At 67.1% G+C, this 12,435-nt stretch carries 10 protein-coding genes; 2 read left to right on the top strand and 8 right to left on the bottom strand.

All coding sequences use genetic code 11. From position 1 onward, the window contains the following. The first annotated feature begins 7 nt into the window (after positions 1-7). Positions 8-994, top strand: coding sequence for an alpha/beta hydrolase (locus tag AC1DHY_RS06690; protein ID WP_476903364.1), 987 nt, complete (start codon positions 8-10; stop codon positions 992-994). Here the strand turns inward: AC1DHY_RS06690 and AC1DHY_RS06685 are convergent. The 3 genes from AC1DHY_RS06685 to leuA form a co-directional block, all read right to left on the bottom strand. Further along, positions 991-1,830, bottom strand: coding sequence for an isoprenyl transferase (locus AC1DHY_RS06685; RefSeq protein WP_476880163.1), 840 nt, complete (start codon positions 1,828-1,830; stop codon positions 991-993). The two genes, AC1DHY_RS06690 and AC1DHY_RS06685, sit on opposite strands and share 4 nt — an antisense overlap. A gap of 2 nt (positions 1,831-1,832) precedes the next feature. After that, positions 1,833-2,588, bottom strand: coding sequence for a DNA repair protein RecO (recO, locus tag AC1DHY_RS06680; RefSeq protein ID WP_476880164.1), 756 nt, complete (start codon positions 2,586-2,588; stop codon positions 1,833-1,835). Positions 2,589-2,676: 88 nt separating this feature from the next. Further along, positions 2,677-4,416: a 2-isopropylmalate synthase gene (gene leuA / locus AC1DHY_RS06675; protein ID WP_476880165.1), complete on the bottom strand. Its 1,740-nt coding sequence runs from the start codon at positions 4,414-4,416 to the stop codon at positions 2,677-2,679. A gap of 253 nt (positions 4,417-4,669) precedes the next feature. On the opposite strand from leuA, the gene AC1DHY_RS06670 reads away from it, so the two are divergent. Then, positions 4,670-6,622 carry a M13 family metallopeptidase gene (locus tag AC1DHY_RS06670; protein ID WP_476903363.1) on the top strand — a complete coding sequence of 651 codons (1,953 nt, stop codon included), beginning with the start codon at positions 4,670-4,672 and terminating at the stop codon, positions 6,620-6,622. 156 nt (positions 6,623-6,778) lie between these two features. Here AC1DHY_RS06670 and AC1DHY_RS06665 read toward each other — a convergent pair whose 3' ends face one another. The 5 genes from AC1DHY_RS06665 to AC1DHY_RS06645 form a co-directional block, all read right to left on the bottom strand. Next, the gene (locus AC1DHY_RS06665) at positions 6,779-8,362 is read right to left on the bottom strand and encodes an LCP family protein (protein WP_476879373.1); all 1,584 of its coding nucleotides are present in this window, start codon (positions 8,360-8,362) and stop codon (positions 6,779-6,781) included. A 138-nt stretch (positions 8,363-8,500) separates the two neighbouring features. Next, positions 8,501-9,460 (bottom strand): GTPase Era, encoded by a 960-nt coding sequence (gene era, locus AC1DHY_RS06660; protein WP_476879372.1) that lies wholly within the window; start codon positions 9,458-9,460, stop codon positions 8,501-8,503. Then, positions 9,444-10,775, bottom strand: a complete 1,332-nt coding sequence (locus AC1DHY_RS06655; protein WP_476903362.1) for a hemolysin family protein — start codon at positions 10,773-10,775, stop codon at positions 9,444-9,446. Before AC1DHY_RS06655 ends, era begins: the two co-directional genes overlap by 17 nt. Beyond that, positions 10,772-11,245 carry an rRNA maturation RNase YbeY gene (ybeY, locus tag AC1DHY_RS06650; protein WP_476903361.1) on the bottom strand — a complete coding sequence of 158 codons (474 nt, stop codon included), beginning with the start codon at positions 11,243-11,245 and terminating at the stop codon, positions 10,772-10,774. The genes AC1DHY_RS06655 and ybeY overlap by 4 nt, the downstream gene beginning before the upstream one ends. Then, entirely contained in the window at positions 11,242-12,330 is a 1,089-nt protein-coding gene (locus AC1DHY_RS06645; protein ID WP_476903360.1) for a PhoH family protein, read from the bottom strand. The genes ybeY and AC1DHY_RS06645 overlap by 4 nt, the downstream gene beginning before the upstream one ends. Between the last annotated feature and the right edge of the window lie 105 nt (positions 12,331-12,435).

Here is a 12,435-nt window from a genome sequence, read left to right as displayed (position 1 = left end):
GGAGCCGATGGAGTGGCAGACAGACATCCTGGGCGAGGACTTCGCGGCCTGCGTCTTCCAGGCGGCCGGGCCCGACGGCGTGGAGCGCACCGCCACACTGGTCCGGCACGTCCCCGCGGCAGGAGCCGGGCCGGCCCCGCAGCGTGCCGTCCTGTTCCTGCACGGGTGGAGTGACTACTTCTTCAATGAGGAGCTCGCCGGATTCTGGACCGCCCAGGGCTTCGAGTTCTTCGCCCTGGACATGCACAACCACGGCCGGAGCCTGCAGCATGGCACCCATGGCGGCTACGTGGCGGACCTGGCCGACTACGACGCGGAGATCACCGCCGCGATCGGCATCATCAGGTCCCTCCGTCCTGACAACGCGCCCGCCGTGCCCGTGACTCTGATGGGCCACTCCACCGGCGGCCTCATCGCGGCCCTGTGGGCGAGCCGGCACCCGGGGATTGCCGCGCAGCTGGTCCTCGACAGCCCGTGGCTGGAGATGCATGGCAGCCCGGCGATCCGCAGGGCTGCCTGGACCATGGTGGAACCGCTGGCACGGCTGCGGCCCGAGTATGTCATCCGGCTTCCCGAGCGTGCCTTTTACTGGCGCAGTATCAGCAGCGCCGCGGAGGGCGAGTGGCTCCTCGACGACAACTACAGGCCGCGCCGGGCCTTCCCCGTGCGCGCCGGTTGGCTCAGCGCCGTCCTCAGCGGTCAGTCGAAGGTGGCCCGGGGGCTGAACATCGACGCCCCCATCCTGGTGATGATCTCCGGCGCCAGCGCCAACGGGATGTTCTGGAAGGAATCCATGCGGCGCACGGATGCTGTCCTTGACGTCAACACCATCGCCTTGCGCGCCCTGAGCCTCGGCCGGACCGTGACCCTGGAACGGATCGACGGTGCCCTGCACGACGTCTTCCTCTCGGCGCCGCGGGTCCGCGCCGACGCGTACGCACGGCTGGCGCGGTGGATTAGGGCGTACGTCCCGGACGACGGCGGGGCGGGCTAGCCGCGGGGAAGCTCCCCCGTCGGGACTGCGGCGTCGACCGCGCCGCCGTACCGGCGGTCCCGCTGGGCGTAGATTTCGACGGCGTCCCACAGCGTGCGCCGGTCGACGTCGGGCCAGAGCGTGTCGAGGAAAACGAACTCGGCGTACGCGGACTGCCAGAGCATGAAGTTGGAGAGCCGCTGTTCACCGGAGCTGCGCAGGAACAGGTCAACGTCTGGCAGGTCAGGCTCGTCAAGGTATTTCTGGATGGTGCGTTCTGTGATGGCACCGGGCTTGAGCCGGCCCGCGGCCACCTCCTCCGCGATGGCGGCCACGGCGTCGGCGATCTCGGCCCTGCCGCCGTAGTTAACACACATGTTCAACGTGCAGGTGCTGTTGCCGCGGGTGAACTCCTCGGCCTCCTCGAGCTCCCTGATGACGGAGCCCCAGAGTTTGGGCCGCCGCCCGGACCAGCGGATCCTGACACCCCAGTCGTCCAGCTGGTTGCGCTGGCGTCGCAGCACATCCTTGTTAAATCCCATCAGGAAGCGGACTTCCTCGGGTGAGCGTCGCCAGTTCTCGGTGGAGAAGGCGTAGACACTGACGTGTTCGATGCCGAGCTCGATGGCGCCGGCCATCACATCCAGCAGCGCCGGCTCGCCGGCCTTATGGCCCTCGATGCGGGGCAGGCCGCGCTGGTTGGCCCAGCGGCCGTTGCCGTCCATGACGATCGCGACGTGCCGCGGAATGAACTCCGCGGGGATGGCCGGTGCAACGGCACCGGAGGGATGCGGGTACGGCGCCACCACGGGGGTGCTGCGCTGCCGGACGGGATTCTTCTTTTTGCCCAGGGCCACGTTTACGTTCGCTCCACATGTTTGAGGGATTTCAGGACACGTTCCAGATGCCACTGCAGATAACTGGCCACCAGCCCAGCGGCCTCCCGCCGGTGGCCGGGGGCGGATGCGTCTGCTGCAACCCAGTTGCCGGTCAGCAGCGCCCCGAGCAGGATCACGGTCTCCGCGGCGGGGGCCGGCGAGCCCGGGGGCCGGCACTCCCCGCAGACCATGCCGCCGAGAGGAGCCGAGAACGCGGTGTGCGGTCCCGGGGCGCCGCAGCGGGCGCAGTCGGTAAAGCTCGGCGCCCAGCCGCCCGTGGACAGTGCGCGGAGCAGGTAGGAGTCAAGGATAAGTTCCGGGGCGTGGTCGCCCCGGCTGAGCGATGCCAGGGCCCCGACCAGCAGCAGGTACTGGGCCGTGCCGGCTTCGCCGTCGACGTCGGTGAGTTTCTCCGCGGTCTCGGTCATCGCTGCAGCCACCGTGTAGCGGCCGTAGTCGGAGGCGATGCTCGAACCGTAGGCGCCCTTCGCGACCGCCTGGGTCACCACGTCCAGGGTGCGCCCCGAGATGAGCTGGAGGTCGGCGACCATAAAGGGCTCAAGCCGGGCCCCGAACCGGCTGCTGGTGCGGCGGACACCCTTGGCCACGGCGCGGACCTGGCCGTGGTGTTTTGTCAGCAGCGTGATGATGCGGTCCGCCTCGCCCAGCTTGTGCGTGCGCAGGACCACGGCGTCGTCGCGGTAGGCGCGGGCTGCGAAGGAGGAAGGTTGGGCCACAGTTAATCTTCGCACTGACTTTTGGGATTCGCCGCCATTGGAAACAGCACTGCGCCGCCGGAACCTCCGGCGGCGCAGTGGGACTGCTCTAGGCGCGGGCGTCCCGGATGGCGCGGTTGACGGCGGAAATGACGGCCTTCAGCGACGCCATGGACGTGTTGGCGTCAATCCCGACGCCCCACAGCACCCGCTCCCCCACGGCGCATTCGACGTAGGCCGCGGCCTGGGCGCTGCCGCCTTCGGACAGGGCGTGCTCACTGTAGTCGAGGACGCGGACGTCCACGCCGTCCTCCCGCAGGATGCTGAGCAGGGCCGCGATGGGGCCGTTGCCCACCCCGGTCCGGCGCAAGGGCTTGCCGTCGATCTTCAGGGCGGCGGTGAGGGTCATGGTGCCGTCCTCGTCCGACTCGGTGCTGACCGCGCCCAGGGCGTAGCGGCCCCACTGGGCTTCGGCTGCGGCGGAGGGCAAGTACTCGTCCTGGAACAGCTGCCACAGCTGGGCGCCGCTGACCTCCCCGCCCACGGTGTCGGTGCGGCGCTGGATAACGCCGGAGAACTCGATCTGGGCCCGGCGCGGCAGGTCCAGGTTGTGCTCGTTCTTCAGCAGGTACGCCACCCCGCCCTTGCCGGACTGGGAGTTCACCCGGATGACCGCCTCGTAGCTGCGGCCGAGGTCCTTCGGGTCCACCGGCAGGTAGGGCACCTGCCAGGTGTAGTCGGCGACGTCCTTGCCCGCTGCGGCTGCATCCTTCTCGAGGGCTTCCAGGCCCTTCTTGATGGCATCCTGGTGCGAGCCGGAGAAGGCGGTAAACACCAGGTCCCCGCCGTAGGGTGAGCGTTCGGCCACGGGCAGCTGGTTGCAGTACTCCACCGTGCGCCGGACGTCGTCAATGTCAGAGAAGTCGATCATGGGGTCCACGCCCTGGACGAACATGTTCAGGCCCAGGGTGACCAGGTCCACGTTGCCGGTCCGCTCGCCGTTGCCAAACAGGCAGCCTTCGATCCGGTCGGCTCCGGCGAGGTAGCCCAGTTCCGCTGCCGCGACGCCGGTGCCGCGGTCGTTGTGCGGGTGCAGGGAGAGGATGATGCCTTCGCGGGGATGCAGGTGCCTGCTCATCCACTCGATCGAATCGGCGTACACGTTCGGGGTTGCCATCTCGACAGTGGCCGGCAGGTTGATGATGACCTGCCGGTCCGCCGAGGCTTCGAAGACATCGGCAACGGCGTTGCAGACGCGCACGGCGTAGGCGAGTTCGGTGCCGGTGAAGGACTCCGGCGAGTACTCGTAGGTGATGTGCGTGTCCTCGAGTGTTTCCTCGTACTTCTTGCACAGGCGGGCGCCCTGCAGGGCGATGTCCAGGATCCCGTCCTCGTCCTGGTTGAACACCACCCGGCGCTGCAGGACGGAGGTGGAGTTGTAAAGGTGGACGATGGCCTGCTTGGCGCCTACCAGGGACTCGTAGGTCCGCTCGATCAGGTGCTCGCGGGCCTGGGTCAGGACCTGGATGGTGACGTCATCCGGGATGTGGTTGCCCTCGATCAGCTGCCGGACGAAGTCGAAGTCCGTCTGCGAGGCCGAGGGGAAGCCGACCTCGATCTCCTTGTAGCCCATCCGGACCAGCAGGTCGAACATTTTCATCTTGCGGGCCGGGCTCATGGGATCGATCAGGGCCTGGTTGCCGTCACGGAGGTCAACGGCGCACCAGCGCGGGGCCTTGGTGATGACCTTCCCGGGCCAGGTGCGGTCCGGCAGTTCGACACTGATGAGGTCCTGGAAGGGGACATAGCGGTGGACCGGCATTCCTGAGGGCTGCTGTGCGTTTCGCATTACTTATCGGGGCCTTTTCTGTGGTTCTTGGTGAAAGGGTGGCCGGGCAACACAAACTCCGCAGCGAGGTTTGGCCTTGCGCTAGATCGCGTCTGAGGCCCCGCCGCGGCAGCTAAGAAGAAGCAGTTCTGCACGCACATTTTCACAGTAACACGGGTGCGTAAGATGAAGGAGCCATACCCCAGCAACGTCCACCATGCAGACGCTGTACCGGTGCCAGGCCCGGTACAGCCGTCCTCTCGAAGGAGCATCAGTGCCGCTTTCCGGAATCGACCCCGCCACCATCGACGCCAGTGTCCGACCCCAGGACGATCTCTACCGGCACTTCAACGGGCGCTGGCTGAAGACCACCACCATTCCGGATGACCGGCCGCTGGAGGGCACCTTCACGGCGCTGCGGGACGGCTCGGAACTCGCGGTCAAGGAAATCATCATCGAGGCCGCGGGCCGCGGGGAGGCCGCGACCGGCATTGAACGCAAGATCGGGGACCTCTACAGCAGTTTTATGGATGAGGCCGCCGCCGAAGCCAAGGGCGCGGAACCGATCCGGGAACGGCTGGCCGAGGTCTTCGGCACCGCGTCGGTGGCCGAGCTGGTCCGTTTGGCCGGGCGGCTGTTCCGGGCTGACGTGTCGGGACTGTTCTACATTTATCCGGCCCCTGACGCGGGCAATCCGGACCGGATCCTGCTCTACACCGGGCAGGGCGGCCTCGGCCTCCCGGACGAGTCGTACTACCGCGAGGAAAAATTCGCGCCGATGGTGCAGGCCTACCGGGAGCACGTCCGGACCCTGCTGGAGCTCGCCGGCATCGCCGAACCCGGGGCCGCCGCGGCACGTGTGGTGGAACTGGAAACCTCCCTGGCATCCCACCATTGGGACAAAGTCACCCTCCGCAATCCGCAGAAGACCTACAACCTCAAGTCAGCCGACGAAGCCGCAGAGCTCTTCCCGCTTCTCGCCGACTGGTTCGACGCCGCGGGCATCGCCGCCGAAAAGCGCGCCGAGCTGGTGGTAAGCACCCCGGACTTCTTCGCAGGGGCGGCAGCGCTCCTTGACTCGGTGCCGCTGGCCACCTGGCAGGAATGGCTGGCCACCCGCGTGGTCAGCGCCGCGGCTCCCTACCTTTCCGCGGCGTTCGTGGACGCAAACTTCGCCTTCTACGGCACCACCCTCAGCGGCACGCCCCGCAACCGGGACCGCTGGAAGCGCGGCGTCGCCGTCGTCGAGGCCGCCCTGGGCGAAGCGGTCGGGCAGATCTATGTGGCCCGGCACTTTCCGGAGAGCCATAAGGAGCACATGCGCTCACTCGTGGGGAACCTGACTGAGGCGTACCGCGACTCCATCACTGGCCTGCCGTGGATGGGCGAGGAAACCCGGACGGAGGCCCTGAAGAAGCTCGATTCCTTCCGGGCCAAGATCGGATACCCGGAGAAGTGGATCGACTACTCGGCCGTGGTGGTGGACGCCGGGGATCTGCTCGGCAACGTTGAACGAGCCCACAGCGCGGACGTCGACCGGCACCTGGACGAGGTAGGACAGCCCGTGGACCGCGAGAAGTGGCTGATGACGCCGCAGACCGTCAACGCCTACTACCACCCGCTGCTCAACGAGATCGTCTTCCCGGCGGCCATCCTGCAGCCCCCGTTTTTCACCGCCGACGCCGACGACGCCGTGAACTACGGCGGCATCGGCGCCGTGATCGGGCACGAGATCGGCCACGGCTTCGATGACCAGGGGTCCCAGTACGACGGCAGCGGCCTGCTCCGGAACTGGTGGACTGAGGCCGACCGGACTTCCTTCGAGGCGCTGACCGCCAAGCTGGTGGCCCAGTTCGACGCCCTCTCCCCCGCCGAGGCGGACGGCCAGCACGTCAACGGCAAACTGACGCTGGGCGAGAACATCGGCGATCTCGGTGGCCTCACCATTGCGTACAAGGCGTACCTGATCAGCCTTGGCGGGCAGGAACCGCCGGTCCTGGACGGCCTCACCGGCGCCCAGCGGTTCTTCGCGTCCTGGGCGGCCAGTTGGCGGCAGGTGATCCGCAGCGAGGAAGCCATCCGCCGACTCGCCACGGATCCGCACTCCCCCAACGAGTTCCGCACCAACAACATCGCCCAGAACCTTGATGCGTTCCACACGGCCTTCGCGACCACGGACCAGGACGAAATGTGGCTGGCACCGGAGGACCGCGTCAGCATCTGGTAAAAACGGGGGGCGTCCAACGGCGCCGAAACGGTGTTATGCAAAAGAGGAGCCGGCCCGTGTGGGCCGGCTCCTCTTTTGTGTCCTCTTTTGTGTCCCCGGGTTTTGTGTCCCTGGACGGGGTTGTCCCTGGATGGGGTTAGGCGTCCCGGGATCGGGCTAGGGCACGATCAGGACCGGATTCGCCTGCTGGCAGACGGTGTCGCCGGCCGTCTGGTTGACGATGTCCGGCGGCAGCGAGACCGGTGCGTCAGTCTGCTTGGTGCCGGATTTGAAGTCGCTGCCAAGGTACACCTGCACCCCGTTGACCCCTGCCGGGAGGACCTGCCGCGCCGGGATCCCCAGCAGTTTGGCGACGTCGGCGGCGACGTCGGCGTAGTCGGCGCCGTAGTAGACGGCCGTGGTGGCGACCGCCTGGGCATCGAACTGGCTGGTCTGGGTGAAGCCGCCGGCCTTGAGGGAAGCGAGCACTTCCTGGGCTTTTGCCGGGGTGCCGGAACCGTTCGCCACGGCGACCTGCTGGAGGGTCTTGTCATAAGCGGGCGCGGCCGGCGCCTTGGTGGCCGTCGGCTTGGCGCTGGCCGAAGCACTGCTGGAAGCGGCCGGGGTGGGCGAGGGCTTGGCGGTGGGATCGGTCAGGTCGACGTCCTTGCGCAAAGCCGCGAACAGCTCGGAGGCAGCGGGTTCGGCCAGCTGAAGCCGGTTTGTGTCGGAGACCGCAGGCTCGGTGGGGGCGGCCACAAAGGCCACCTTGCCGACGTCGATGTTCTTCAGCCGGTTGCCGACGGTGAGTAGCGTCGGGACCGATGCCAGTCCTTCGTCGATGGTGAGGTTCTTGGTGATCGCGTCCGCGATCCCGAGCATCCGCCCCGGGTTGCTCAGGGTCCCGTCGTCCTTGATCTTCCGGACCAGCGAGGACAGGAAGCCCTGCTGCGCCTTGATCCGGCCGAGGTCGCTGCCGTCACCGAAGGCGTGCCGCGTCCGGACGAACGCAAGGGCCTGCTCGCCCTTGACCTGTGAGGTCCCCTTCTTCAGGCGGAGGCCGGAGTCGGGATCGTAGATGGAGTCGCTGACGCAGACGTCGACGCCGCCGACAGCGTTGGAGAGTTCCTTGACGGCGTTGAAGTCGGCCATCATAAAGTGGTCGATCTCCAGGCCGGTGAGCTTGTTGACGGTGTCCACGGCGCAGCCGATGCCGGCCTCGGACATGGCCGCGTTGATCATCACGCCGCTCTGGGCCGGGTATTGCTTGTTGGACTTCGGATCCTTGCAGGCGGGGGTGTCCACCAGGAGGTCGCGGGGGAAGCTGATGACGCTGACGCGTTTGTTGTCCGCCGAGATATCCATCAGCATCATGACGTCGGAGTGGCCGTAGCCGGAGGAGTCATCCTTGCTGCCGTACTGCGAGTTTTTGCCGTCCCGGGTGTCCGTGCCCAGGATCAGGATCTGCATGCGCCCGGTGGCGTCGTCGGGGGCCGCCTCGGTGCGGTTGTTTCCGGCGCCAAGGGCTTCGGTGCTGATGTTGCCTTGCAGTCGGATGACCCAGTAGGCCCCAAAAGCGATGACGCCGACCAGCAGCACGGAGAGCACGATCGTGGTGGCTTTCAGCCAGGTGGGGATCCGCCGGGCGCCCCCCAGATGGCGCGCCGGGCCGACGGAGGAGTCGCCCGTATGCCGGGCAGCCGCGTGGGACCGAACCGGACGGCCGGTTCCGTCTGCACGGTTATCAGGGGGTCGAACCACGGGTGGTGCCTTCCTTAGCGAACGGGAGTTTCCCTATTTTACGGGCCGAGTCTGGGAAAAACCCGATGGGCATGCCCGGGCGGGGCCGCGGCGTGTGCGCGGCCCGGTCCGGCGGCAAGCGGCGGCCGGTCAGTGGGCCTAGAAGCCTAGTTTCACGAGCTGCTTGGGATCCCGCTGCCAGTCCTTGGCGACCTTGACGTGCAGGTCGAGGTAGATGCGGGCCCCGAGCAGCGCCTCAATGGCCTTGCGTGCGGTGGTCCCGACCTCGCGCAGCCGGGCGCCGCCCTTGCCGATGATGATTGCCTTCTGGGAGGGGCGTTCGACGTAGAGGTTGACGCGGACGTCCAGGAACGGCCGGTCCTCGGGCCGGTCCTCGCGCGGGACGATCTCGTCGACGACGACGGCCAGCGAGTGCGGGAGCTCGTCGCGGACGCCCTCCAGGGCAGCCTCGCGGATGAGTTCGGCGATCATAACCGCCTCGGGCTCGTCGGTCAGGTGGCCGTCCGGGTACAGCGGGGGCGACGGCGGCATGTGTCCGATCAGCACGTCGGCGACGGTGCCCACCTGGAAGCCGTCCGTGGCGGAGACGGGCACAATGTCCCGCCAGCCGTCCTCCCCGAGCACCTCGCGGCCCAGGGCGGCGACGGCCAGCAGCTGCTCGGTGAGGGCCTGGCGGTCAACGGTGTCGGCCTTGGTGACGATGGCAATGACAGGCTTGTTGCCGATCGCGGCAAGCTGCGCCGCGATGAACTTATCGCCGGGCCCGATTTTCTCGTTGGCGGGCAGGCAGAAACCGATGGCGTCCACCTCAGCGAGCGTGTCGGCCACGAGTTCGTTAAGGCGTTTGCCCAGCAGGGTGCGCGGGCGGTGCAGGCCCGGGGTGTCGACCATAATCAGCTGGGCGTCCTCGCGGTGGACGATGCCGCGGATGGTGTGCCGCGTGGTCTGCGGCTTGGCCGACGTAATGGCGACCTTCTGGCCCACCAGGGCGTTCGTGAGGGTGGATTTCCCCGCGTTCGGCCGTCCCACCAGCACCGCGAACCCGGCCCGGTAACCGCCGAAGGGCGCGCCGCCGTCGGTCTTATTCTGCTTGCTCACGTGGAACTCCCTGTTGCGTTGATTCGGCCTCGTCGAGAAGATCGTCAAGGTCAGTTTCTTCCTTTGGAACGGCCGCCGCAATGATGTGGCTGACGCGGTTCCGGCGGCCTTCGAGCCGGTCGGCACGGAGGGTGACGCCGTCGACGGCCACCGTGCTTCCAACGATCGGCACCCGGCCGAGCGCCTTCGCGAGGAGGCCGCCCACGGTGTCCACCTCGTCGTCGTCGAGCTCGAGGTCGAAAAGTTCACCGAGGTCATCGATGCTCATCCGGGCGCTGACCCGGTAACTGCCGTCGCCCAGCTCCACGGCTTCGGCAGCCTCGGTGTCGTATTCGTCCACAATCTCGCCGACGATTTCCTCGATGAGGTCCTCGAGGGTGACCAGTCCGGCCGTTCCGCCGTATTCGTCGATGACGATCGCCACGTGGGTGGATTCCTTTTGCAGCTCGCGGAGCAGGTCGCTCACGGGCTTGGAATCGGGGACATAACGGACTTCGCGGGCCAGTTCGTCGACGACCGGCGGCTCCTCGCCGGGGCGAAGGTTGTGGATCACGGCGGCGACGTCCTTGAGGTAGACGATGCCGAGGATCTGGTCGGTGTTCTCGCCGATGACCGGGATCCGGGAGTAGCCGGAGCGCAGGAACAAGGACATGGCCCGGTGCAGGCTGGAGCCGGAGTCGATGCAGAGGATGTCGGTGCGGGGCACCATGACCGAGCGGGCCAGGGTGTCGCCGAAATCGAAGACGGACTGGATGAGCTCGGCCTCGTTGTCCTCGATGACGTCGGATTCGCTGGCGCGTTCGACGAGTTCGCGGAATTCCTCTTCGCTGAAGAAGGCCTCGTTGTCCGCCGGCGCCCCGGGGGCCACGGCGCTGCCGAGGGTGACCAGCCAGGCAGGGATGGGTCCGAGGACCCAGCAGAGCCAGCGGATCAGCGGCGCGGCGAAGCGGACCATGCCGGCCGAGTGGACCCGGCCGAGCTGGCGCGGGGACACACCGACGATCACAAAGCCCAGCAGCGCCATGATCCCGGTGGCGGCGAGGCCCGCGAGCCAGACGTTGTCCAGCATGCTGTGCAGGAGCACGGTGACGGCCACCGCGGAGGCCATCTCGAACCAGATGCGCCAGAACCGCAGGGCACGCATGTGGGCCACGGGCTGGGCCATGATCCGTTTGAGCGCCGTCCCGCGGCTTTGCAGGATCGCCAGTTCGGCGTCGTGCCGGGGCAGGTAGTTGAAGGCGGCCTCGGCCGCAGTCAGTACGGCGGCAAAACTCAGGAAGACCAGCGCCATGCAGGCCAAAATCAGTGGGGTCACTGAATCGTCTCTGCCGGGGCGTCCTTACCGGTGAATCCGGAGAGCAGTTCGCGCTGCAGGCCGAACATCTCCTCCTTTTCCTCCGGTTCCGCGTGGTCGAAGCCGAGCAGGTGCAAGATACCGTGGGTGGTCAGGAGCAGCATCTCGTCCTGGGTCGAATGCCCGGCGTTCTTGGCCTGGACCTCGGCCACCTGCGGGCAGATCGCGATATCGCCGAGCATGCCCTGGGGCGTCGGCTTGTCCGGGGTGCCGGGGGTGAGCTCATCCATCGGTACGGAGAGCACGTCGGTTGAGCCGGGCTCGTCCATAAGCTCAATGTGGAGCTTTTCCATCGCGGGCTCGTCCACCAGCAGGATGGACAGTTCCGCCTGCGGGTGGATGAAGAGGCGCTCGAAGACGAACCGTGCCAGTGCCACCAGCTCCGCTTCGTCCACGGCGACGCCTGATTCGTTGTTGACCTCGATGCTCATGCGTGTTCTCCCCGGTTCTCCCGGGTGACAGAATGCTTGACCCGGTTCCTCTGTGTCTCGTCCCAGATGCTGTAAGCGTTGACGATGTCGCCCACCAGCCGGTGCCGGACGACGTCGGAGGCGTCCAGGACCGAGAAGTTGACGTCTTCGATGCCGTGCAGGATGTCCTCCACGATGCGCAGCCCCGAGCGGGTGCCGAAGGGCAGGTCCACCTGGGTGACGTCACCGGTGACCACCATCTTGGACCCGAAGCCCAGACGGGTGAGGAACATCTTCATCTGCTCCGGCGTGGTGTTCTGCGCCTCGTCGAGGATGATGAACGCGTCGTTCAGCGTGCGTCCGCGCATGTACGCCAGCGGGGCGACCTCGATGGTGCCGGCGGCCATCAGCCGCGGGATCGATTCGGGGTCCATCATGTCGTGCAGGGCGTCGTAGAGCGGCCGCAGGTAGGGGTCGATCTTGTCGCTGAGCGTGCCGGGCAGGAAGCCCAGCCGCTCCCCCGCCTCGACGGCCGGGCGGGTCAGGATGATCCGGTTGACTTCCTTTTGCTGCAGCGCCTGGACGGCCTTGGCCATGGCCAGGTAGGTCTTGCCGGTGCCGGCGGGCCCGATTCCAAAAATCACCGTGTTCGCGTCGATCGCGTCAACGTAGTTTTTCTGGTTCAGCGTCTTGGGCCGGATGGTCTTGCCGCGGCTGGAGAGGATGTTGTGGGTCAGGACCTCCACCGGATTCTGCAGCGACTGTGTGCGCAGCAGGGACACGAGTTGCTGGAGAACGGCGGGGGTGATCACCGTTCCGCGTGCCACGAGTCCCCGCACCTCGTTGAGCAGGCGCATGATCCGGGGCACGTCGGCGGCCGGGCCGTTGATGGAGAGTTCATTGCCGCGAACGTGGAAATCTACGTTCGGGAACTGGGTTTCAATAAAGCGCAGGGCCTCGTCGTGACTGCCCAGGGATTGCACCATCTGATCGGAATTGTCGAAGACGACCACCTCCGTCCGCAGGCCTGGGAGGGAGTGGGGGAATTCCCCTGCGGTGCGCTCGCTCGCGCTGATCCGCGCCTTGCCGTTGGCTGCTTCAGTCATAGTGTTGGCCCGCGGGCCTCTGGTCCCCTCCAGTTCGGAAATGGTCGCCCGCTGCAGTTGCCGGCCGACGGCGGTCGGGGCCGTCCGCGCCGGGTTCCAGCGGGT

The organism is Arthrobacter sp. 05L44 (assembly GCF_056397605.1).
Note: the sequence above shows the minus strand (reverse complement) of the source record. Positions and strands in the feature narration are given on the sequence as shown.

Excerpts from the sequence above, each read along its gene's own strand:
- ybeY (WP_476903361.1), bottom strand. The coding sequence starts at position 11,245 with ATGAGCATCGAGGTCAACAACGAATCAGGCGTCGCCGTGGACGAAGCG.
- AC1DHY_RS06690 (WP_476903364.1), top strand. The coding sequence starts at position 8 with ATGGAGTGGCAGACAGACATCCTGGGCGAGGACTTCGCGGCCTGCGTC.
- leuA (WP_476880165.1), bottom strand. The coding sequence starts at position 4,416 with ATGCGAAACGCACAGCAGCCCTCAGGAATGCCGGTCCACCGCTATGTC.
- AC1DHY_RS06645 (WP_476903360.1), bottom strand. The coding sequence starts at position 12,330 with ATGACTGAAGCAGCCAACGGCAAGGCGCGGATCAGCGCGAGCGAGCGC.